This window comes from Metapseudomonas boanensis (assembly GCF_042232855.1).
In the GTDB taxonomy this organism is placed as follows: Bacteria; Pseudomonadota; Gammaproteobacteria; order Pseudomonadales; family Pseudomonadaceae; genus Metapseudomonas; species Metapseudomonas boanensis.
In genome coordinates, this window is sequence record NZ_CP113889.1 from 712,866 (window position 1) to 734,788 (window position 21,923).

At 61.4% G+C, this 21,923-nt stretch carries 19 protein-coding genes and 1 other RNA gene; 1 reads left to right on the forward strand and 19 read right to left on the reverse strand.

Annotated elements, in window-relative coordinates; translation table 11 throughout:
* Positions 1–43 precede the first annotated feature (43 nt).
* Positions 44–499, forward strand: coding sequence for a DUF721 domain-containing protein (locus OXH74_RS03295; protein ID WP_375740071.1), 456 nt, complete (start codon positions 44–46; stop codon positions 497–499).
* Between the two features lie 132 nt (positions 500–631).
* On the opposite strand, the gene ltrA is transcribed toward OXH74_RS03295, so the two are convergent.
* From ltrA to rsmI, 19 genes are all read right to left on the reverse strand, one after another.
* Positions 632–1,987, reverse strand: a complete 1,356-nt coding sequence (gene ltrA, locus OXH74_RS03300) for a group II intron reverse transcriptase/maturase (RefSeq protein WP_375741599.1) — start codon at positions 1,985–1,987, stop codon at positions 632–634.
* A 504-nt stretch (positions 1,988–2,491) separates the two neighbouring features.
* Complete coding sequence (gene lpxC / locus OXH74_RS03305) at positions 2,492–3,403, reverse strand: UDP-3-O-acyl-N-acetylglucosamine deacetylase (RefSeq protein WP_215372837.1); 912 nt, start codon at positions 3,401–3,403, stop codon at positions 2,492–2,494.
* Between the two features lie 112 nt (positions 3,404–3,515).
* Complete coding sequence (gene ftsZ, locus OXH74_RS03310; RefSeq protein ID WP_375740072.1) at positions 3,516–4,703, reverse strand: cell division protein FtsZ; 1,188 nt, start codon at positions 4,701–4,703, stop codon at positions 3,516–3,518.
* Positions 4,704–4,751: 48 nt separating this feature from the next.
* On the reverse strand, positions 4,752–6,002 hold the full coding sequence (gene ftsA, locus OXH74_RS03315) for a cell division protein FtsA (protein WP_375740073.1): 1,251 nt from the start codon (positions 6,000–6,002) through the stop codon (positions 4,752–4,754).
* Between the two features lie 21 nt (positions 6,003–6,023).
* Positions 6,024–6,884 (reverse strand): cell division protein FtsQ/DivIB, encoded by an 861-nt coding sequence (locus tag OXH74_RS03320; protein ID WP_215372840.1) that lies wholly within the window; start codon positions 6,882–6,884, stop codon positions 6,024–6,026.
* A gap of 5 nt (positions 6,885–6,889) precedes the next feature.
* Positions 6,890–7,837 carry a D-alanine--D-alanine ligase gene (locus OXH74_RS03325; protein WP_375740074.1) on the reverse strand — a complete coding sequence of 316 codons (948 nt, stop codon included), beginning with the start codon at positions 7,835–7,837 and terminating at the stop codon, positions 6,890–6,892.
* Entirely contained in the window at positions 7,834–9,294 is a 1,461-nt protein-coding gene (gene murC / locus OXH74_RS03330; RefSeq protein ID WP_375740075.1) for a UDP-N-acetylmuramate--L-alanine ligase, read from the reverse strand. Before murC ends, OXH74_RS03325 begins: the two co-directional genes overlap by 4 nt.
* A complete protein-coding gene (gene murG / locus OXH74_RS03335; protein ID WP_375740076.1) occupies positions 9,287–10,357 on the reverse strand; it encodes an undecaprenyldiphospho-muramoylpentapeptide beta-N-acetylglucosaminyltransferase in 1,071 nt (356 codons plus the stop codon). Before murG ends, murC begins: the two co-directional genes overlap by 8 nt.
* Complete coding sequence (gene ftsW, locus OXH74_RS03340; RefSeq protein WP_375740077.1) at positions 10,354–11,562, reverse strand: putative lipid II flippase FtsW; 1,209 nt, start codon at positions 11,560–11,562, stop codon at positions 10,354–10,356. The genes murG and ftsW overlap by 4 nt, the downstream gene beginning before the upstream one ends.
* Complete coding sequence (murD, locus tag OXH74_RS03345) at positions 11,562–12,908, reverse strand: UDP-N-acetylmuramoyl-L-alanine--D-glutamate ligase (protein WP_375740078.1); 1,347 nt, start codon at positions 12,906–12,908, stop codon at positions 11,562–11,564. The genes ftsW and murD overlap by 1 nt, the downstream gene beginning before the upstream one ends.
* Positions 12,909–12,914: 6 nt before the next feature.
* Complete coding sequence (gene mraY, locus OXH74_RS03350; RefSeq protein WP_215372846.1) at positions 12,915–13,997, reverse strand: phospho-N-acetylmuramoyl-pentapeptide-transferase; 1,083 nt, start codon at positions 13,995–13,997, stop codon at positions 12,915–12,917.
* Positions 13,998–13,999: 2 nt separating this feature from the next.
* Positions 14,000–15,364, reverse strand: coding sequence for a UDP-N-acetylmuramoyl-tripeptide--D-alanyl-D-alanine ligase (gene murF, locus OXH74_RS03355; RefSeq protein ID WP_375740079.1), 1,365 nt, complete (start codon positions 15,362–15,364; stop codon positions 14,000–14,002).
* Positions 15,357–16,820, reverse strand: coding sequence for a UDP-N-acetylmuramoyl-L-alanyl-D-glutamate--2,6-diaminopimelate ligase (locus OXH74_RS03360; RefSeq protein WP_375740080.1), 1,464 nt, complete (start codon positions 16,818–16,820; stop codon positions 15,357–15,359). The genes murF and OXH74_RS03360 overlap by 8 nt, the downstream gene beginning before the upstream one ends.
* Positions 16,820–18,550, reverse strand: coding sequence for a peptidoglycan D,D-transpeptidase FtsI family protein (locus OXH74_RS03365; RefSeq protein ID WP_375740081.1), 1,731 nt, complete (start codon positions 18,548–18,550; stop codon positions 16,820–16,822). The genes OXH74_RS03360 and OXH74_RS03365 overlap by 1 nt, the downstream gene beginning before the upstream one ends.
* Entirely contained in the window at positions 18,547–18,840 is a 294-nt protein-coding gene (gene ftsL / locus OXH74_RS03370) for a cell division protein FtsL (RefSeq protein WP_215372849.1), read from the reverse strand. The genes OXH74_RS03365 and ftsL overlap by 4 nt, the downstream gene beginning before the upstream one ends.
* Positions 18,837–19,784 carry a 16S rRNA (cytosine(1402)-N(4))-methyltransferase RsmH gene (rsmH, locus tag OXH74_RS03375; protein WP_375740082.1) on the reverse strand — a complete coding sequence of 316 codons (948 nt, stop codon included), beginning with the start codon at positions 19,782–19,784 and terminating at the stop codon, positions 18,837–18,839. The genes ftsL and rsmH overlap by 4 nt, the downstream gene beginning before the upstream one ends.
* Positions 19,781–20,236 carry a division/cell wall cluster transcriptional repressor MraZ gene (gene mraZ / locus OXH74_RS03380; protein WP_215372851.1) on the reverse strand — a complete coding sequence of 152 codons (456 nt, stop codon included), beginning with the start codon at positions 20,234–20,236 and terminating at the stop codon, positions 19,781–19,783. The genes rsmH and mraZ overlap by 4 nt, the downstream gene beginning before the upstream one ends.
* Positions 20,237–20,550: 314 nt before the next feature.
* Positions 20,551–20,909: RNase P RNA component class A (gene rnpB / locus OXH74_RS03385), an RNA gene on the reverse strand.
* Between the two features lie 40 nt (positions 20,910–20,949).
* Complete coding sequence (gene rsmI, locus OXH74_RS03390; protein WP_375741550.1) at positions 20,950–21,822, reverse strand: 16S rRNA (cytidine(1402)-2'-O)-methyltransferase; 873 nt, start codon at positions 21,820–21,822, stop codon at positions 20,950–20,952.
* Positions 21,823–21,923: the final 101 nt, after the last annotated feature.

Below are 21,923 nucleotides of genomic sequence, written 5' to 3' on the forward strand. Positions count from 1 at the left end.
TTCTGCTAACATGACGACTCTTACTTTGATCAGGCCTCCTGCCATGTCCTTTCGCCCTTTGCCGGCCCGGTCACCCGCGGCCCTGCTACGCGAGGAAAAGCCGCTGCGGGCCCTGTTCACCGAGGCCCAGCGAATCGACCACCTGCAACAGTTGGTCGCCAGCCAACTGCAACCCGCCGCCCGTGAGCATTGTCACGTCGCGTCCTGGCGCGAAGGCCGTCTGCTGCTCATCGTGACCGATGGTCACTGGGCCACCCGCCTGCGCTACCAGCAGGCTCGCCTGCTACGACAACTGAAGGCATTCGAAGACTTTGCCGGCCTGTCAAAAATCATCTTCAAGGTGCAGCCGACTACTGGCGGTAGCGCCAAACCCGCCGCCGAGAGCAGGCTTTCCCCGACTGCGGCAGAGAGCCTCCAGGCGACCGCCGAGACAGTCAGCGACCCCCGTCTCAGGGCAGCCCTCGAGCGACTGGCTCGCCACGGCAAATCCCATGGTTAGCCCCTCATAGCCGAGCAGTTGCTGAGACCCGCCCGGTTTCCAGCAGAGTCGAAGCAGACTTATAGAGTAGGGAGCGGGATTACTCCCGCCGCCCTCTCACACCACCGTACGTGCGGTTCCGCATACGGCGGTTCATGGGTGACACTGAAGGCGCTGCTGGCTATCCAGCAGCGAGATCAAGCCCAGGGCACCGAAGAAGCGTTTCGGGAAGGCCACATTCATGTGTGATGCGCCCGAGTTCCACCACGGACCTTGCCCGTTGTGGGCCGAGCGCCATGCTCGATCTTCCGGCAGCCCCTGCCGGCGCAGCATCGTGGTTCGTCCTTGACGGTGCTTCGCTTGCCGCCAGAGCAGGCAGCGCAGCCTCCGTCTCAGCCAACCGTCCAGATTCTCCAGCGCGCTCTTGGTCTGCGTGTACTGGAAGTAGCCGATCCAACCGCGAAGCACCGGATTCAGTGTCTCGATGGTATGGCGCAGGCTTCTTCCTCGTCCTTGGCGTAACAGCTCCTTTACTCGCGCCATCAACCTTTGCAGGCTTTGCGGGGCGATGCGCAGTCGCGCCTGACGCTGACCTGTCAGGCTGTAGCCCAGGAATTTGCGCGTCGATGGCTTGGCACAGGCACTCTTGGCGTCGTTGATCCGCAGCTTCAGCCGCTCCGCGAGGAACCTCTTCATCTGTTTCAGCAACTGCTCACCTGCCGTTTCGCTTCGGACGTAGATGTTGCAGTCATCGGCATAACGGCAGAAGGCGTGGCCTCGTCGCTCAAGTTCGCGATCCCAATCCGTGAGCAGGATGTTCGACAGCAACGGCGAAAGCGGCCCGCCTTGCGGCGTGCCTTCGCGTCGCTGCGCGACCAGCCCATCACGCATCAGACCCGCTTCCAGGTACCGCCGGATCAGCTTCAGCACCCGCACATCCTTGACCTGCCGCGCAATCCTCGCCATCAGAAGGTCGTGATTGACCCGGTCGAAGAATTTCTCCAGATCAATGTCCACCACCCAGCGGCGGCCCTCTTGCACGTACCGCTGTGCCGCCAGAACCGCCTGCTGGGCGCTGCGCCCCGGCCTGAAGCCGTAGCTCGACTCAGAGAACGTCGGTTCGAAGATCGGTTGAAGAACCTGAAGCAGCGCCTGCTGGATCAGGCGGTCCACTACCGTCGGGATACCCAGTGTCCGCACCCCACCCGCAGGCTTGGGGATGTCCACTGCGCGTATCGCCTGCGGCAGGTACTGCCCGTTCAGCAGCGCTGCCTTGATGCTCGGCCAGTACATCCTCAGCCAGTCGGCAAACTGCTCCACCGAGAGTCCATCGACTCCCGGCGCACCGCGGTTACCGACCACCTTCTGATACGCCAGCCACAGATTGGCTCGATCCACCACCGCCTCCATCAGCGATGGCGCCCCCGCTTTCGTTTGCCCGGCAGCCGCCGTGCAGACCTCGACACCATGAGCAGCGCCGCCGGAGTTCCGCCCCAGCAACGTGGTCATGGCTGCGCTTGTTCCACGCACGTGTGTCTCATCGGTCCGCATCGAGTCTCTGCCGTCCTAATTGCGGTCACTCATGTTCGGCCCTTCGGTCAGACCGCACCTACTATGGCCTCTGCTGACTTCTGCACGACCCTCCTCACGCCTCGCGACGTCAGTAGCCCTGGGGCAGCCGTGCAGATCTCCCCGGGTATCACGCACCCACCTTCACGCTTATGCCTGTCGGATATACGCCGCGTCGTTCCGTGCAAGTATCGGGCTTCGACCTTTTTTGCTGCCTTACCCCAACGCGTCGCCTCTTATCCGCTTCCTGTTCGTCAGGCCAGCGCTTTGCCTCGGGCTTCCTCCGGATGCGCAGTCACCCGCGCCACCCTTGCCTCTGGCTAACACTTCCCCTTGCCGGGTGTGTAGAGGACTTTCACCTCCGAGTGAGTGCGCCCTGCCGGGCGCACAAAAAAAAAGGCCACCGCAAGGGTGGCCTTCTGAAGTAAGGAAAGAGGGTATTGCTTAAACGGCTGCTACCGGCCGCATGTAGGAGATCGGTGCAGTCCTGGCATCCTCGAAGGTCACCACTTCCCACGCATCCTTTTGCTCGATGAGCTTGCGCAGCAGACGATTGTTCAGCGCGTGCCCCGACTTGAAGCCGCGGAATTCGCCGATCAGGCTGTTGCCGAGCAGATAGAGGTCGCCGATGGCATCGAGGATCTTGTGTTTGACGAACTCGTCCTCGTAACGGAGGCCGTCTTCGTTGAGCACTTGATTCTCATCGACCACGATCGCGTTTTCCACGCTGCCGCCGAGTGCCAGGTTCTGCGAACGCAGGAACTCGATGTCACGCATGAACCCGAAAGTCCGTGCACGGCTGACTTCCTTGACGAAGGAAGTGCTGGAAAAGTCCACGCAGGCACTTTGGGTGCGATTGCGGAACACCGGATGATCGAAATCGATCTCGAAACTCACCTTGAAACCATCGAAGGGAACGAAGGTGGCGCGCTTGTCGCCCTCCTCTACCGTTACCTCTCGCAGGATACGGATGAACTTCTTGGCTGCCTCCTGCTCCTGCAGGCCAGCAGATTGAATCAGGAAGACAAAGGGACCTGCGCTGCCGTCCATGATCGGCACTTCCGACGCGGAGAGTTCGACGTAGGCGTTGTCGATGCCCAGGCCTGCCATGGCCGAAAGCAGATGCTCCACGGTGTCCACCTTGACCTCACCGTTGATCAGTGTGGTCGACATGGTGGTCTCACCGACATTTTCGGCACGCGCAGGGATGTCCACCACGGGTTCGAGGTCGGTACGGCGGAACACGATCCCAGTGTCCACAGGCGCAGGCTTGAGGGTCAGGTAGACCTTCTCCCCGGAATGCAGCCCTACGCCAGTGGCACGGATGATGTTCTTGAGAGTGCGTTGTCTGATCATGGCATTGGCCGCTTGTACGCAAGTTGCGAACTGTTTTCAACAATGGCCGGCGATAATAGCAGAACCGGCCTTTGCTGAACACCAATCACCTTCATACTCCTGATACAGTACATCAATCAGCCTGGCGTCGCAGGAATGCCGGAATGTCCAGATAGTCCAGGTCATCCTGCGTATTCAGCTTGGCTGCAGTGGCTGCACCGCCATGAGCTTGGTTACGCATCACGGTGGGGCGATCCAGGTCACGGTAGTTGACCGACGGTTGCTCCGGACGGGAGGTAATGGTGGCGCTCGCCGTGGCAGCTGGCTGCACCGTGTTGTCCACGACCTTGACCGGTTTTTCGATACGGGCGCCGAGACCAGTGGCGACAACGGTCACGTGCAGCTCATCGCGCATGTCCGGATCGATCACGGTGCCGACCTTCACGGTAGCGTGCTCGGAAGCGAACTGCTCGATGATGTTACCCACATCGGAGTACTCACCCAGGGACAGGTCAGGACCTGCAGTAATGTTGACCAGGATGCCGCGAGCGCCCTGCAGGTTGACGTCATCCAGCAGCGGATTGCGGATAGCGGCTTCGGTCGCTTCACGGGCCCGATTCGGACCGCTGGCGCAGCCGGTACCCATCATGGCCATGCCCATTTCGCCCATCACCGTTTTAACGTCGGCAAAGTCGACGTTGATCATGCCCGGACGCTTGATGATGTCGGAAATGCCGCGTACAGCGCCTGCGAGGACATCGTCCGCCTTGGCGAAAGCGGACAGGAGGCTGGCGTCCTTACCCAGGATGGTCAGCAGTTTTTCGTTTGGGATCGTAATCAGCGAGTCGACGCTCTCGGCCAGCGAACGGATGCCCTCATCGGCAATCTGCATGCGCTTGCGACCTTCGAACGGGAACGGGCGAGTCACCACGGCAACGGTGAGAATGCCCATGTCCTTCGCCACCTCGGCAATCACCGGCGCAGCGCCGGTTCCGGTGCCACCGCCCATGCCAGTGGTGATGAAGACCATGTCGGCGCCTTGCAGCACTTCAGCGATGCGCTCACGGTCCTCGATCGCTGCCTGGCGACCGACTTCCGGGTTGGCGCCAGCGCCCAGGCCCTTTGTCACACCTGGGCCAAGTTGCAGGACGGTACGTGCTCCAATGTTCTTCAGCGCCTGAGCATCAGTGTTGGCGCAGATGAACTCGACGCCTTCGATGTTGCTCTTGGCCATATGGTTTACGGCGTTGCCGCCACCGCCACCGACGCCGATAACTTTGATGACCGCTGTTTGCGGAACGTTATCTACGAGTTCGAACATATCCCCTCTCCTTTCCTTTTTAGTTTTATCGCCTACTGCGTACCGCGGTTAAAAATTGCCCTGGACCCAGCGTTTGAGCCGTTCCAGTACAGGAGCCTTGGCTTCCTCGCCGTAGCCGAAGCTACCGCTGGAGACGGGCATGCCATCGGACTGCTTCTGCAGGCCATACAGCAGCAGGCCCACGCCCGTCGAATAGATTGGGTTTCGCACCACGTCAGCCAGCCCCTTGACGTTGTGCGGCAGACCGAGGCGCACCGGCATGTGGAAAATCTCTTCGGCCAGCTCCACCGCGCCTTCCATCTTGGCGGTGCCGCCAGTGAGGACGATGCCCGCAGGGATCAGGTCCTCGTAGCCACTGCGACGCAACTCGGCCTGGATCAAGGTGAACAGCTCGTCGTAGCGGGGCTCGACCACTTCGGCCAAGGCCTGGCGGGATAGCTCACGTGGCGGCCGGTCCCCGACACTGGGTACCTTGATGGTCTCGCCAGCGCCGGCCAACTTGGCCAGTGCGCAGGCGTAACGGATCTTGATTTCCTCGGCGTACTGGGTAGGTGTACGCAGGGCCATGGCGATGTCGTTGGTGACCTGGTCGCCGGCAATCGGAATCACTGCGGTGTGACGGATCGCGCCCTCAGTGAAGATGGCGATATCCGTGGTGCCACCACCGATGTCCACCAGGCAGACGCCCAGCTCCTTCTCATCGTCGGTGAGCACCGAGTACGCCGATGCCAGCTGCTCGAGGATGATGTCATCCATCTCCAGACCACAGCGACGCACGCACTTCTCGATGTTCTGTGCGGCATTCACCGCACAGGTCACCACATGCACCTTGGCCTCCAGGCGCACGCCGGACATGCCCAGCGGCTCACGTACGCCCTCCTGGTTATCGATGACGTAGTCCTGTGCCAGGGTGTGCAGTACGCGCTGGTCCGCGGGAATAGCCACCGCCTGGGCAGCGTCCAGCACCCGATCGATATCGGCGCCACTGACCTCGCGGTCGCGGATTGCCACAATCCCGTGGGAGTTCAGGCTGCGGATGTGATTGCCGGCAATGCCGACAAAGGCCGAGTGAATTCGGCAGCCCGCCATCAGCTGAGCCTCTTCCACCGCACGCTGGATCGACTGCACGGTGGACTCGATATTGACCACCACGCCCTTCTTCAGGCCGCGTGATGGATGGGTACCAATACCGACGATCTCCAGTTTGCCGTCGGCCGCGATCTCGCCCACCAACGCGACCACCTTGGAGGTGCCGATATCCAGGCCGACGATCATCTTGCCGCTCTGCACGCTTGCCATGGTTTTAACCTTCTCCTCAATTCACTGCACGGCGACCGTAGTCGCCGCAGGAGCCTCGACCGGCGCCCGCCATGCCACGGCCAGGCCGTTGGGGTAACGCAGGTCGACGCGCTCGATGTTCGCAATCTGGTCTTTCAACGTTTTCTCGTAGATCGAGATGAAACGACGCATCTTTTCCACCAGGTGATCCCGTCCCAGCAGGAGTTCAACCCCCTGGCCGGTCGAGAGGAACCAGCTGCCACGCTCACGCAGCTCCAGCCGGGCAATGGAGAAGCCAAGCGGGCGCAGCATCTGGCTGAGCATCTGGTACTGCTGCATCACCTGCTCCTGGGCCCTTTGGGGTCCCCAGAGCTGCGGCAGTTGTTCGTAATGGGCTAACTCACGAGGTGTGAAGGCCTGGCCCTGGTTGTTCAACAAAGCCTCATCCCCCCAGCGGGCGACGGGCAACTGCTCTTCAAGACGGATACTGACCTGGTCTGGCCATACACGCCGAACTTCGGCATGGGCGATCCAGGGCATCTGTTCCAGCTCATGGCGCATTCCAGCCAGGTCGACGCTGAAAAAACTCGCAGAGATGTACGGCGCGATTCGCTGATGCACCGCCTGCTGGCTGATGTAGCTCAGGTCTCCCAGCACACTGACCTTGGCAATGGGCCTGTCCGCATAGGGCAGTAGACGCTGTGCCGCCTCATAGGCACCAACGCCCAGCACCAGCAACAGCACCGGCCAGAGCAGGCGACGGAGCGAAGCGAAGCCAGGTTTTGGCAAGCGCGCCTTCAACGGCTCCTTGGCCACCATCCGACTGGCACCACGCGGCACCGGCTTGCGCGCAGGCGCGCGGCCGATAACGGGTTCCTGACGACGGAGAGTGGCAGTTCTCATGGGTTTCAGCCTCTTGCCTCAACGCTGTCGGCGAGGATCGCCAGGACCAACTCCTGGTAATCCAGGCCCGCGGCGCGAGCTGCCATGGGGACCAGGCTGTGATCAGTCATGCCTGGCGCGGTGTTCACTTCCAGGAGCCAGAATCGACCGTCTGCATCCTGCATCACGTCGGCGCGCGCCCAGCCTTGGATGCCCAGGGTTTCGCAAGCGCGCGCAGTCAGGTTCCTGAGTTCCTCTTCCTTTTCGACATCAAGGCCGCAGGGAATCTGGTAACGGGTATCACTGGCCAGATACTTGGCGTCGTAGTCATAGAAGGTGTGCGGAGTACCCAGGCGGATCGGCGGCAACACTTGGCCACGAAGCACCGCCACGGTGAACTCGGGCCCCTGGATCCACTGTTCCACCAAAACCTGTGGGTCATAGACCGCGGCGCTACGCCAGGCCTCGATCAACGCATCGACGTTGTCCACCTTGGCCATGCCAATGCTCGAGCCTTCGTGGGCCGGCTTGACGATCAGCGGAAAGCCAAGTTCCGCGGCCGCGCCACGGCAGTCAGCCTCACTGGCCAGCACCGCATGACGCGGTGTCGGCAACCCCAGGCTCAGCCACAGCTGCTTGGTACGCAGTTTGTCCATCGCCAGCGCAGAGGCCAGGATTCCGCTGCCGGTATAGGGAATGCCCAGGCACTCGAGCAGCCCTTGCATACTGCCATCTTCCCCGCCACGGCCATGCAGGATGATGAAAGCGCGATCGATCTTCTCGGCCTGTAGCCGCTGCAACAGGTCGTCGCCCACGTCGATACCGAATGCATCGACGCCCGCATCCAGCAGTGCCTGCAGAACCATGGTGCCGGACTTCAGCGACACCTCACGTTCAGCGCTCTTGCCGCCATAAAGCACAGCGACACGGCCGAATGCCTGTGGCTCAAGGTTGGATTTCAGCTGCGCACTCATTTCGCTTTCCTCTTGGCAGCATCGTCAGACTGGCCGCCAAACAACGGGTTCTGAATCAGTTGCGGTGCCAGCGCGCCGATATCGCCGGCGCCTTGGCATAGCAGGATGTCGCCAGGGCGGAGCAGCGGCTTGACCAGAGGTGCCAAGTCGACGCCACGCTCGATATAGATCGGATCAAGCTGACCGCGCTGACGAATGCTGTGGCACAACTGGCGGCTGTCCGCGCCAGGAATGGGCTCTTCGCCAGCTGGATACACTTCCATCAGCAGCAGCACGTTGGACTCGCCGAGCACCTGCACGAAATCGTCGTAGAGATCGCGGGTACGGCTGTAACGGTGTGGCTGGTAAACCATGACCAGGCGACGCTCCGGCCAGCCACCGCGGACAGCCTTGATCACGGCCGCTACCTCGCGGGGGTGGTGGCCATAGTCGTCGACCAGCATCACGCTGCCGCCTTCGACCGGGAGTTCGCCGTAGACCTGGAAGCGGCGGCCGACGCCCTGAAAGCCGGAAAGGCCCTGCAGGATCGCGTCATCGCTGATGCCTTCATCCGTGGCGATCGCAATGGTCGCCAACGAATTCAAGACGTTATGGTTGCCCGGCATGTTGACCGAAACGTCCAACGGTTCACGATCCTTGCGCAGGACCGTGAAGAATGTGCGCATGCCCTCCTGGCGGACATTGATGGCGCGGACGTCGGCATCCTCGGCAAAGCCGTAGGTCACGGTCGGACGGGCCACCTGGGGCAGAATCTCGCGGACGACCGGGTCGTCGACACAGAGCACGGCAAGCCCATAAAACGGCAGGTTGTGCAGGAACTCAACGAAGGTCTTCTTCAGCCGATTGAAGTCACCTTCGTAGGTGCTCATGTGGTCGGCGTCGATGTTGGTGACCACGGCAACCATTGGCTGCAGGTGCAGGAAGCTGGCATCGCTCTCGTCAGCCTCAGCCACCAGGTAACGACTGGTGCCGAGTTGGGCATTAGTGCCGGCCGCGTTCAGGCGACCGCCGATGACGAACGTCGGGTCCAGGCCGCCAGCTGCGAAGACCGAAGCGATCAGGCTGGTGGTAGTGGTCTTGCCATGGGTGCCGGCAACAGCGATACCGTGGCGGTAGCGCATCAGCTCCGCGAGCATCTCTGCACGCGGCACGACCGGGATACGTCGCTCCAGCGCAACCGCCACTTCCGGGTTGGCCTTGTTCACCGCACTGGAGACGACCAGTACATCGGCATGCTCGGCATTTTCGGCACGATGGCCGATGAAGATCTGTGCACCGAAACTTTCCAGGCGCTCGGTCACAGCCGAAGCCTTGAGATCGGAGCCAGAGACCTGGTATCCCAAGTTGAGCAGCACCTCGGCGATCCCGCACATGCCCACGCCGCCGATCCCGACGAAATGGATACGGCGAATCCGGCGCATCTCCGGCTGCGGCATGGCTTTCTGGCTCTCAACCATGGGCCACCTCCAGGCAGATATCGACCACGGTACGGGTAGCGGCCGGCTTGGCCAGTCGGCGAGCAGTAGCGCCCATTGCCTTGAGTTTTTCGGGGTGCATCAAAACCTCGGTCAGCTGAGCAGCCAGCGTGGCCGCGTCAGTGGAATGTTGCGGGAGTAGGACGGCCGCGCCCTCCTTCGCCAGATAATCGGCATTGCGCGACTGGTGGTCGTCGATCGCGTGGGGCAAAGGCACCAGGAACGACGGTAGGCCAGCTGCAGCCAATTCGCTGACGGTCAAAGCGCCAGCTCGGCAAATGACCAGATCGGCCCATGCATATGCACGCGCCATATCCTTGATGAAGGGTGCGACCTCCGCTTCGACAGCGGCATTGCGATAACGCTCCGCAGTAATATCGTTGTGCTTGCGACCAGCCTGGTGGAACACCTGCGGACGCAGCTCCGCCGACACCTTGGCCAGCGCCTCGGGCAGCAGTTTGTTAAGGGGCTCGGCTCCCAGGCTTCCGCCCAGCACCAGCAAGCGCGGCTTACGCCCCACCAGACTGTCGCGTGGTGTTTCCAGGAAGAGCTCTTCACGCACAGGGTTGCCGGTGGTGCGCCGTTTGCTGCTGGCCCCGAAGGTCTCCGGGAAAGCTTCGCAAACGCGGCTGGCAATTGGAGCCAGGCTTCGATTGGCCGTGCCAGCCACAGCATTCTGCTCGTGGATGATCAATGGGACGCCCGCCAAGCGAGCAGCCAACCCACCGGGCCCGGTAACGTAGCCGCCCATGCCCAGCACGCAAACAGGGTTCAGGTCACGTACGACACGGCGCGCCTGGAACAGCGATTTGATCAGCTCGAACGGTGCCTTGAGCAGGGACTTGATGCCCTTGCCACGCAGGCCACTGACGTTGATAAGATGCAGGGGCAACCCTGCCTGTGGCACCAATTCGTTCTCAATCCCCCGCGGTGTCCCCAGCCAATGGACCTGGTATCCGCGCGCCTGGAACTCACGGGCACAAGCCAATGCCGGGAACACGTGACCACCGGTGCCACCTGCCATGATCAGTACATTACCCCTCATGGACGCACCTCCTCGTCAGCGAAGTCGCTCTCGACGAACTCGACTTCTTCGCTGCCCAGTTGGGTACGCCGCTCCCACTCGATACGCAGGAGCAGGCCAAGGCTGACGCAGCAGATCACCAGCGAACTGCCGCCGTAGCTGAGGAAGGGCAATGTCAGGCCTTTGGTCGGCAACAGGCCGACGTTCACCCCGATGTTGATCAGCACCTGGCCGATCCACAGGAAAGCCAGGCCGTAGGCCACGTAAGCGGAGAAGAACTGCTTGGCTTTCTCCGCCCAGAGACCGATGTAGAGCGCGCGCACGCTGACGAAGACGAACAGGCCGACGGTAACCAGCGCGCCGATCATGCCCAGTTCCTCGGCCAATACGGCGAATACGAAGTCGGTATGAGCCTCAGGCAGGTAGAACTGCTTCTGGATGCTATTGCCCAGACCAACACCAAACCATTCGCCGCGACCAAAGGCGATCAGCGCCTGACTCAGTTGGTAGCCGGCACCGTACTGGTCAGCCCAGGGATCTACGAAGTTGGTCAAGCGCTGCATGCGATAGCTCTGGCTGGTCATTACCAGCACACCGGCCGCCAGAACTGCAGCTGCCAAGGGAATGAAGCGCAGTAGGTTGATCCCGCCCAGGAACAACATGGCGATACAGGAGCCGACCAGCACCACGGTGGCCCCGAAGTCCGGCTCGGCTAGCAGAAGCACGGCGATCGGACCAAGCACCAGCATCGGCTTGATGAAGCCCGTGAGTTTTTCGCGGACCTCATCCTGACGGCGCACCAGATATCCGGCGATGAACATCACGGTGAACAGCTTGGCGAGCTCGGAAGGTTGCACGTTGAACATCCCGAAACCGATCCAGCGCTTGGCACCGTTTACCTCACGACCGATCCCCGGCAGGAGCACCAGGATCAGCAGGACGAAGGCCAACAGCATCAGCCGTGCGCCGTGACGCTGCCAGAAGGCCATGGGGACTTGTAGAGTCAACAGGCAAGCACCCAGGCCGAGCGCCAGGTAAATCAAGTGGCGAATCATGTGATACAGCGGGTTGCCCGACAACGCCGCCGCGACTTCCGACGAGGCCGACGTGATCATCACCAGCCCCAGCCCAAGCAGGGCCAGACAACCGGCCAGCAGCGGGAAGTCGATATCGATGCCGCGTCGGTTGCGCAGCGGCGACGGGGCGGCGAGCAGTCGGGCCAGCATCAGGCGAGCCCTTCCACGGCCTGGGCGAACAGACGCCCGCGCTCTTCGAAGTTCTTGAACATGTCGAGGCTGGCACAAGCCGGCGACAGCAGCACGGCATCACCGGCTTCGCCAAGCTCAGCGCTACGCTGGACGGCCTCCTCCAGGGTCTTCACTCGTACCAGCGGCACAGAGTCGTCCAGTGTCGCGGCAATCAGTTCGGCATCTCGCCCGAGCAGCACCACAGCTCGGCAGTAGCGCTCGATCGGTGCACGCAGACCAGAGAAATCGGCACCTTTACCGTCACCGCCCGCGATCAGAACCAGTTTGCCGTCAATATCCGCTCCAAGACCTTCGATGGCCGCCAGCGCGGCTCCGACGTTGGTGGCCTTGGAGTCGTCGTAGTAGGAAACACCCTCCCGGTCGCGCAGCCACTGGCAGCGATGAGCGAGGCCCGCGAATGTGCGCAGCGTTTCTAGCATCGGTTCGAAGGGCAGGCCCACGGCATGCCCCAAGGCCAATGCTGCCAAGGCATTCGACTGGTTGTGGGCACCACGGACCTTCAGTTCACGCACCGGCATCAACGGATTGAACTGGAAAGCCAGGTACTTTTCGCCGCCCTCCTCGATCAGTCCAAAACCCTTGAAGTCCGGCTTGTTCAGGCCAAAGGTCCAGCACGGCAGCTGGTCGGCAACCAAGGGACGCGACAACGCGTCCGCGCGGTTCACCACCACCTGGCGAGCGCCGCGGAAGATACGGTGTTTGGCGAGGTGATAGGCCTGCATGTCAGCATAGCGATCCATGTGGTCTTCACTGACGTTGAGGACCGTAGCCACCTCGGCGCCCAGACAATCCGTGGTCTCCAACTGGAAGCTGGAGAGCTCCAGCACGTAGAGCTCGACCGCATCATCCAGCAGATCCAGCGCTGGGGTACCAAGATTGCCCCCTACCGCCACGTTGCGCCCTGCCGCACGGGCCATGTCGCCCACCAGCGTGGTAACCGTACTCTTGGCGTTGGAACCCGTGATCGCGACGATGGGCGCCTTGGCGTGTCGAGCGAACAGTTCGATGTCGCCAGAAAGCCTCACCCCGCGCCGAGCAGCCTCTTGCAGGGCCGGCGTGACAACCGCCAACCCTGGACTGACATAGAGCTCGTTGGCGCGGCAGAGAAAATCGACGTCCAGCGCACCGCAGCGAACCTCCACCTGCGGGAACTGGCTTTGCAACGTGGCCAGTTCCGGCGGGTTCGCCCGAGTATCAGCTACGGCAAACGACACGCCCTGACGCGCCAGGAAGCGCACCAGGGACATGCCGCTCTTGCCGAGGCCGACAACGATGCGGAACTGGTCGGAAGCGATCAAAGTCACGCGCAATTACCTCAGTTTCAGGGTGGCGAGGCCGATCAGCACCAGGATCACCGTAATGATCCAGAAGCGCACGATGACGCGGGGCTCGGGCCAGCCTTTCAGTTCAAAGTGGTGGTGAATAGGGGCCATGCGGAATACGCGACGACCGGTCAGCTTGAAGGAAGCCACCTGGATCATCACCGACAGGGTTTCCATCACGAAGACGCCGCCCATGATGAACAGCACCACTTCCTGGCGCACGATCACGGCGATGGTTCCCAGCGCGGCGCCAAGGGCCAGCGCACCGACGTCCCCCATGAAGACCTGAGCCGGATAAGTGTTGAACCAGAGGAAACCGAGACCCGCCCCCACCAGCGCGGCACAGAACACGATCAGCTCGCCCGCGCCCGGAACGTAGGGAATTAACAGGTAGTCGGCGAATTTGATGTTGCCCGACAGATAGCAGAAGATCCCGAGCGCACCGCCGACCATGACGGTGGGCATGATTGCCAGGCCATCAAGGCCATCCGTCAGGTTCACCGCATTGCTGGAGCCGACGATGACGAAGTAGGTCAGCACCACGAAACCGATGCCCAAGGGAATTTCGATGTTCTTGATCAACGGCAGGATAAGAGTGGTCTCGGCCGGCGTACTGGCAGTCATATAAAGGAAAGCTGCTGCCGCGATTCCAAAAACCGACTGCCAGAAATACTTCCAGCGGCTCGGGAGGCCGCGGGAGTTCTTCTCGATGACTTTGCGATAGTCATCGACCCAGCCGATGGCTCCGAACAGCAGCGTGACCGCCAACACCACCCACACATAGCGGTTGGACAAGTCGGCCCAGAGCAGGGTGCTGATGGCGATGGCGGTAAGAATCAACGCGCCGCCCATGGTCGGAGTACCGGACTTGGAGAGGTGTGACTGCGGGCCGTCATTACGCACTGCCTGTCCGATTTGGCGGATCTGCAGGGTGCGAATCATCCAGGGACCGAGCCAGAGCGACAGCGACAGCGCCGTCAGGACGCCGAGAATCCCGCGCAGGGTCAGGTACTGGAATACTCCAAACCCTTTATAGAACTGTTGCAGGTACTCAGCGAGCAGCAGCAGCATGATTAGTGAGCCTCCCCCGTCCCACAGAGTGCCGCGACGATTTTGTCCATCGCCGCGCTGCGGGAGCCTTTGATCAGAATTGTGGTGTTGGTGTCCTGCTCGCTTGCCAGCGCCTGAATCAGGCTGGCCTGGTCTGCGAAATGGCGGCCGTTTGCGCCGAAGGCTGCCACTGCGTGCGCCATCAACGGCCCAACGGCATAAAGCGCGCTGACCTTGCCACGGGCGTATTCGCCCACCTCGCGGTGGCCCTGCTCCGCCCACTCGCCCAGCTCGCCCATATCCCCGAGCACCAGGACGGTGTGCCCAGAAAAGCCGGCGAGTATATCAACGGCGGCGAGCATCGACGCGGGGTTGGCGTTGTAACTGTCGTCGATTACCCGCATGCCGCTGGGTACCAATTGCGCTACGGCGCGGCCTTTGACCGGTTGAAGCGCTTCCAGCCCCGTCTTTATACCGACAAGCGGTACGCCTAGGGCATGTGCAGCAGCAGCAGCTGCCAAGGCATTGGCGACATTGTGTGCGCCCAGCAGGTTGAGCTGGATGCGTGCTTCACCGGCCAGACCAACAAGGGTGAACGCCATGCAGCCACGTGCGTCGCGATCGAGGTTCTCGGCTCGCACATCCGCTACCGGGTCATTCAGGCCGAAGCTGATGACCTTCCGGCCTGCGGCACGCTGGTGCCAAACCGGGTACGCAGAGTCGTCGCGGTTCAGAATCGCAACCCCATCGCTAGCAAGGCCCTCAAGGATCTCACCCTTGGCTTCGACAATCTTGTCCGGCCCACCGAACTCCCCCACATGGGCGGTGCCTGCATTATTGATGATCGCAACTTGAGGGCGCGTCATTGCGACTGTGTAGGCGATCTCCCCTACCCGCGAAGCGCCCAGCTCGATCACGGCACTATCGTGCTCGAACGACAGTTCCAGCAGGGTCAGCGGAACCCCCAGGTCATTGTTCAGGTTGCCACGGGTCGCGAGGACTGAACCCTGCGTACGCAGGATGCTGGCCAGCATTTCCTTGACCGTGGTCTTGCCGCTGGAGCCGGTCACTGCCGCTATACGGCCAGTGAATCCTTGGCGATTGAACGCCCCTAGTTGGCCAAGCCCTTCTCGGGTATCGGCCACAACCAGTTGCGGGATCGGTGCATGATCGACCTCGCGCTGCACCAGCGCAGCGACCGCCCCCTTGGCAGCCACCTCGGCCAGGTAGTCATGACCATCGAAACGAGGGCCGACCAAGGCAACGAACAATTGCCCTGGCTCAATCTTTCGGCTGTCGCTGGAGACGCCGGTGAAGGCGACATCTGCCCCGACCAGCTCAGCATTCAGTGGCACCAGCAGCTCGGAAAGGCGAAGCGGCTTAAGCATGAGGCACCTTCCAGGCGTCGAGCGCCTTGGCAGCTTCGTCCAGGTCGGAGAATGGCAGGCGCACACCAGCGATTTCCTGATAGTCCTCATGCCCCTTGCCGGCCAACAGCACGACATCATCGGGGCCGGCCTGGCCAATCAACTGCGCAATGGCCTGACCACGGCCGTGCACGAACTCGACCTGCTGGACATTGGCAAATCCCGGACGGATGTCGGCGAAGATATCCGCAGGGTTTTCACTGCGCGGATTGTCATCGGTCACCAGCACCCGGTCGGCAAAACGCTCAGCAGATTCGGCCATCAACGGGCGCTTGCCACGATCCCGATCCCCGCCACATCCAAACAGGCAGAGCAGTTGCCCACGGACATGCGGACGCAGTGCCTGCAATACCTTTTCCAAGGCATCGGGAGTGTGGGCATAGTCGACCACGACCAGCGGCTTGGCGTCGCCACCCAGCCGCTGCATGCGCCCGACAGGGCCGTGGAGGGAAGGCAGGAGGTGCAGCACTTCGTCCAGTGGATAATCCAGCGCCAGCAGCACACCGACCACAGCCATCAGGTTGCTCAGGTTGAAACGTCCAAGCAGCGGGCTGCGCAGCAGACCCTCGCCTTGCGGCGTGACCAGCTGTGCCCGCACGCCGTTGTCATCGAAATGCGCTTCGCGGCAATAAAGGAAGGCTGCGGAATCTTCCAGGCTGTAGCTGACCAGTCGCGACTCATGTTGCTCGCAGGCCAGCTGGCGACCGAAATCGTCATCCAGATTGACCACGCGCACACGCAGATCGGGCCAGGCGAACAGGCGGGCCTTAGCCGCCGCGTAGGCCTCCATCGAACCGTGGTAGTCCAGGTGATCGCGCGACAGGTTGGTAAAGACCGCCACGTCGAAATCCAGGGCTGCAACGCGTCCCTGTTCGAGGCCATGGGAAGAAACTTCCATCGCCACGGCACGCGCGCCGGCCTGTTTCAGCCCGGCCAAAGTCGCCTGCACGGCCAGCGGGTCTGGAGTGGTATGCCGACCGCTTTCCAGCTCGCCATAGAAACCGGTGCCCAGGGTGCCGACGATTCCACAGCGCTCGCCCAACTGGTCAAGGGCCTGCGCCAGCAGTTGGCTGACACTGGTCTTGCCGTTGGTACCGGTGACGCCGACCAGTCGAAGGGCGCGACTGGGCTCGCCATAGAACCGCCCGGCGATCGAGGAAAGCTGGCCGGCGAGGCCCTTGACTGGAATCAGCTCAGCGCCAGCAGCTTCGATCGCGACTGCACCCTCACTTTCATAGGCCACGGCAATGGCCCCGCGGGCAACGGCGTCCGCAATATGCGTGCGACCGTCCTGCTGGGCTCCAGGCACAGCAAGAAACAGGTCGCCCGGGCGCACGCGACGGCTGTCCAGAGTTAGTTCACGAATAAGCGCAGCGCTCTGCGCCTGGGGCAGTAATTGATTCAATGGCATGGGCATCAGATGCGCCCTCCTTTGCCGGTAACCGCGGTGGCGGTTTGTTGTTCCTCGGTGGGCAGGTTATCTGGCGCCACATTCATTAGTCGCAGAGCCCCAGCCATGACCTTGCCGAACACTGGGGCCGAAACGAGGCCGCCAAAGTAGCCCGCCTTGCTCGGCTCATCGATCACGACCACCATGGCGATACGTGGATTGCTGGAAGGCGCAAAGCCCGCAAACAGCGAGCGATAAGCATTCTGTGTGTACCCCTTGCTACCTACGCTTGCCTTGCGCGCGGTACCACTCTTGCCGGACACGTGGTATCCGGGGACCTGAGCACGGAATACGCCGCCTGGGGCTTCAACCACCTGCTGGAGCATGCCTTGCAGGGTCTTGGCCACTGACTCATCGATGACCTGCACACCGTCCGGCAGGCTGTCGGCCCGGGTAAGGGAAAGAGGTACGCTGCGACCGTTGTTGGCGAGTACCGAGTAGGCATGGGCGAGCTGGATTGCAGTGACCGAAAGTCCGTAGCCATAAGCCAGGGTCGCAGTCTCCGCCTTAGGCCACTTGCGGTGGTTTGGCAGATTGCCGACTCGCTCGCCAGGAAAGCCCAGCCCGGTGTCTTGCCCCAGGCCGACTTGCTGCATGACCCGATAGATGGACTCAGCACCGATATCGAAGGCGACTTTGCTGACACCGACGTTGCTCGACTTGATCAGAATTCCCGTCAGGTCCAACACACCCTCACTGCGCGAGACGTCACGAATGGTGTAGCGGCCGATCTGCAGGGTACCCGGGTAGACATCGACCTTGTCCTCCGGCTTCCAACGTCCGCTTTCCAGGGCAGCACTGATTGAAAACGGCTTGACCGTGGAGCCAGGCTCGAACACATCGATCATGGCCCGGTTACGCATCGCTGCAGGCTGCAGATTGCGCCGATTGTTCGGGTTGTACGTGGGCTGGTTGGCCATCGCCAGGATTTCGCCCGTTTTTACGTCTGCGATCACCAGGCTACCGGCTTTGGCACCATTCTCCACCAGCGCATTGCGCAGCTCGCGGTGGGCCAAGTACTGCAGGCGTAGGTCGATGGACAGCGCCAGCGTCTTGCCAGGTTTGGCATTTCGAGCGACCTGGACATCCTTGATCAGGCGCCCGCGGCGATCCTTGAGGACCTGGCGCTTGCCCGGCACACCGGCAAGCCACTCGTCAAAAGACAGCTCGACACCTTCGCGCCCCCGGTCATCGACATCGGTGAAGCCGACGACATGAGCAGTGACCTCCCCGGCCGGGTAAAAGCGGCGGAACTCCTCAATGCTGTAGACGCCAGGCAACTTCTGCGAAAGGATGGCCTGCCCCTGCTCGGGCGTCAGGCCCCGGACCAGGTACATGAACTCACGGTTGGCGTTCTGCTCGATGCGCTGGGCAAATATCTTGGGGTCCTGCCCCAGCGCCTTGGCAATCACTGGCCAATGATCACGCAGGCCCATCAGGTCCTTGGGGTTCGTCCAGAGCGTCGTGACGGGCGTACTTACCGCCAGCGGTTCACCATTGCGATCGGTAATCAGGCCGCGGTGCGCCGGGATCGGAATATGCCGCACACTGCGAGCATCACCCTGCCCCTGCAGGAAGGCACGATCGATCACATGCAGATCGACGATGCGCCAGGAGATGGCACCGACCATCAAGGCGAGCAGGCCCAACACTACCCGGAAACGCCAAGGATAAAGTGCGCCCTCGAGCTTCATCATGGCGCCACCATCCGAATTTCCGCTGGTTCGGGAATGCGCATGTTCAGCTGCTCGCTCGCCAGCGACTCGATCCGGTTGTGCGCTGTCCAGGTACTCTGCTCGAGCACCAGACGCCCCCACTCAGCCTGCGCCTTATCGCGCACGCTCAACTCGGCATACAGCTGATTGAGCAGCTGACGATTCCAATGAGCGCTGTAGGAAACTGCTACAGAGGAAACCAGAACACCCAGGAACAGCAGAAGCATCAGGAGGCTTCCACCAGGTAGAGGCTTGGCGTAGAGACGGCTCACTTAAGCTTCTCCGCCACACGCATGACGGCGCTTCGCGAGCGTGGGTTGGCCTTGAGTTCTTCTTCCGAGGCGTACTGAGGCTTGCCAAGCAGCTTCAGGCGCGGTTCGAAGGCGGCCAGACGAATCGGCAGGTCGCGCGGCAATTTGTCCGCCTCCCCCTTGGCGTGCTTGCGCATGAACTGTTTGACGATCCGGTCCTCCAGCGAGTGGAAGCTGATCACCACCAGACGGCCACCCACGGCTAGCGCCTCGAGCGCCGACTCAAGCCCGCTCTCCAGATCCCCCAATTCGTTATTGACGTAGATGCGGATCCCCTGAAAAGCACGAGTGGCCGGATTCTTGCCTTTCTCCCAGGCCGGGTTGGCGGCACTGAGCACTGCAGCCAGATCGGCGGTACGTTCGAAGGGTTTCTCCTGGCGCCGCTGCACAACCGCACGCGCCATACGCCTGGCAAACCGCTCCTCGCCGTAATCCTTGAGTACCCGGGCGATTTCGTCTTCAGTGGCGCTGGCAATCCACTGCGCAGCACTGACGCCGCGATCAGGGTTCATCCGCATGTCGAGCGGACCATCGTTCAGGAAGCTGAAGCCGCGCTCCGGATCATCCAACTGAGGGGAAGAGACGCCGAGATCTAGGAGCACGCCGTCCACTTTCCCTTGCAAGCCGCGTGCACCGACCTCATCCCCCAGCTCAGCAAAGCTGCGCTGCACAATGACAAAGCGGCCGTCATCGGCCGCCAGCGCTTGACCCGCTGCGATGGCTTGCGGGTCTTTATCGAAGCCCAGCAAGCGCCCGTCGGGACCGAGCCTTTCAAGAATCAGCCGACTATGGCCGCCACGCCCAAACGTGCCGTCCAGGTACCAGCCATCCGCACGCAGGGCGAGAGCCTCTACTGCCTCATCGAGCAGTACGGTGATATGGCGGAAGCTGCTGATCGTACTCACAGGATTAAGTCACGTAGTTCGCCCGGCAGACCGCCAGGCTGTTTAATTGCCATGAGATCCGCCTCGGAAATCGCATTCCAGGCATCCTCATCCCACAGTTGAAATTTGTTCAGTTGACCGACCAGCATCGCCCGCTTATCCAGCCGAGCGTACTCTCGCAACCGCGGCGGAACCAGAAAGCGACCGGCACTATCAAGCTCCAGGTCCACGGCATTGCCGATCAGCAGGCGTTGCAGGCGGCGAGTTTCCTCGCGCAGAGAGGGCAGCTCCCGAAGCTTCGCTTCGATGAGTTCCCATTCAGGCAGGGGGTAAACAGTCAAGCAGGGGTCTACAGCGTCGATGGTCACGATGAGCTGCCCAGCACAACGCGACACGAGCTCATCACGATACCGACTTGGCATCGCAAGGCGCCCCTTTGCGTCGAGACTGATGGCGTTGGCTCCGCGAAACACGGCTGCGCTCCCCCTTTGAGTGGCTTTCCCTGCCTATAACTCCCACTTTTACCCACTTCACACCACTTCTGCACACTATAGGAATGCGCCCACCCCACCGTCAAGGCGGGCAAAAGGGGAAAACTCCTTACAGGACGGCAATTTAGCGAGCAAAGAAGGGGATTGGGGAGGGATTATCGGAAGCGAATCAAAGGTAAAGTTCAGCCAGCTCAAGAAGCTGAACTTCAAACTTAAAGTAGTTTGTTAAGAGTAAGATCTTTTCGGTATTTCAACGACATGAAAAGGAGCGAGGCAGATTTAAAGCGGGAGGAAGAGAGGAGAGTCGATCTGTAAGCCGGGTTCTGTCGTGGACAGTCATTCATCTACGGCTGCCATCACTGACAGCCTTTAGCAACCTACCCGAATCCGACGCGGGCCGCGCCAAGGATTCCTATTTGGTCTTGCTCCGAGTGGGGTTTACCTAGCCACGAACTGTTACCAGACGTGCGGTGCGCTCTTACCGCACCTTTTCACCCTTACCGGCGCTTACGCGCTTAGGCGGTTATTTTCTGTGGCACTTTCCGTAGGCTTGCGCCTCCCAGGCGTTACCTGGCACTCCGCCCTATGGAGCCCGGACTTTCCTCCCTCTCAAAATCGTTAAACGAAATGAGACAGCGACTGTCCGATCGACTCTCCGCTGCCAAGGTTAACGGCAGGCAGCACGAAGAACAAGCTCACGAATCGGATTGTCGCTCCAACGCGGCCTGGTAGAGCAGGTTCTTGCGAACCCCGGTGATTTCAGCTGCAAGCGCGGCAGCCCGCTTCACTGGCATTTCACCCAACAGCAGATCGAGCACACGAAGCGCTTCAGCACTCAGGGCACCTTCGCCTTCGGGGACCTGCCACCCCCCTACCAGAACGACGCACTCACCGCGCTGTTGATTAGAATCCGCAGCCACCCATTCGCACAACTGATCCAGCGACGCACCCTTGATGGTCTCGAATGTCTTGGTCAACTCCCTGGCCAGTACCGCAGGCCGCGCACCACCAAACACTGCACGCATTTCCTCAAGCGACTCAAGCAGGCGGTGCGGTGCCTCATAGAAGATCAGGGTACGAGGCTCTTCCTTGATCTGCTCAAGCCGCCCTCGACGGGCAACAGCCTTGGCGGGGAGGAAGCCCTCGAAAATGAAGCGATCCGACGGCAACCCGGCCACTGACAGTGCGGCGACAACCGCGCAAGCGCCGGGAACCGGGACAACCGGAATCCCCGCCGCCCGAGCCTGGCGCACCAGATGAAACCCCGGATCGGAAATCAACGGTGTTCCGGCGTCGGAGATCAATGCAACATCCTCCCCTGCCTGCAGCCGGGCAAGAAAACGCCCACCTTGATCGCGCTCATTGTGCTCGTGGCAGGCCGCCAGCGGTGTCTCGATCCCGAAATGCTGAAGCAAGCGAGTCGAGTGCCGAGTGTCTTCAGCCGCTATCAACGCAACCTCGCGCAGGACTCGCAGTGCCCGGGCACTGATATCGTCCAGATTGCCAATCGGCGTTGCGACCACGTAGAGGGTGCCTGGCGCACTACCAAGAGCAGAGGAAAGAGTCACAAGACACCTCAGAAAATACTGAAAGCGCGCATTGTAGCCCGATTCACAGCAGCAACATCGCGCCCCATCAAGGGCTTGGGTACAATCCGCAACTTCTTTCA

What these genes read in the sequence shown, in the direction of transcription:
- ftsZ (WP_375740072.1), bottom strand. Translation starts at nt 4,703, where the DNA reads ATGTTCGAACTCGTAGATAACGTTCCGCAAACAGCGGTCATCAAAGTT.
- OXH74_RS03320 (WP_215372840.1), bottom strand. Translation starts at nt 6,884, where the DNA reads ATGAGAACTGCCACTCTCCGTCGTCAGGAACCCGTTATCGGCCGCGCG.
- OXH74_RS03295 (WP_375740071.1), top strand. Translation starts at nt 44, where the DNA reads ATGTCCTTTCGCCCTTTGCCGGCCCGGTCACCCGCGGCCCTGCTACGC.
- mraY (WP_215372846.1), bottom strand. Translation starts at nt 13,997, where the DNA reads ATGCTGCTGCTGCTCGCTGAGTACCTGCAACAGTTCTATAAAGGGTTT.
- murF (WP_375740079.1), bottom strand. Translation starts at nt 15,364, where the DNA reads ATGCTTAAGCCGCTTCGCCTTTCCGAGCTGCTGGTGCCACTGAATGCT.
- OXH74_RS03360 (WP_375740080.1), bottom strand. Translation starts at nt 16,820, where the DNA reads ATGCCCATGCCATTGAATCAATTACTGCCCCAGGCGCAGAGCGCTGCG.
- OXH74_RS03365 (WP_375740081.1), bottom strand. Translation starts at nt 18,550, where the DNA reads ATGATGAAGCTCGAGGGCGCACTTTATCCTTGGCGTTTCCGGGTAGTG.
- murG (WP_375740076.1), bottom strand. Translation starts at nt 10,357, where the DNA reads ATGAGGGGTAATGTACTGATCATGGCAGGTGGCACCGGTGGTCACGTG.
- OXH74_RS03325 (WP_375740074.1), bottom strand. Translation starts at nt 7,837, where the DNA reads ATGAGTGCGCAGCTGAAATCCAACCTTGAGCCACAGGCATTCGGCCGT.
- ftsW (WP_375740077.1), bottom strand. Translation starts at nt 11,562, where the DNA reads ATGCTGGCCCGACTGCTCGCCGCCCCGTCGCCGCTGCGCAACCGACGC.
- murC (WP_375740075.1), bottom strand. Translation starts at nt 9,294, where the DNA reads ATGGTTGAGAGCCAGAAAGCCATGCCGCAGCCGGAGATGCGCCGGATT.
- ftsA (WP_375740073.1), bottom strand. Translation starts at nt 6,002, where the DNA reads ATGGCAAGCGTGCAGAGCGGCAAGATGATCGTCGGCCTGGATATCGGC.
- ltrA (WP_375741599.1), bottom strand. Translation starts at nt 1,987, where the DNA reads ATGACCACGTTGCTGGGGCGGAACTCCGGCGGCGCTGCTCATGGTGTC.
- lpxC (WP_215372837.1), bottom strand. Translation starts at nt 3,403, where the DNA reads ATGATCAGACAACGCACTCTCAAGAACATCATCCGTGCCACTGGCGTA.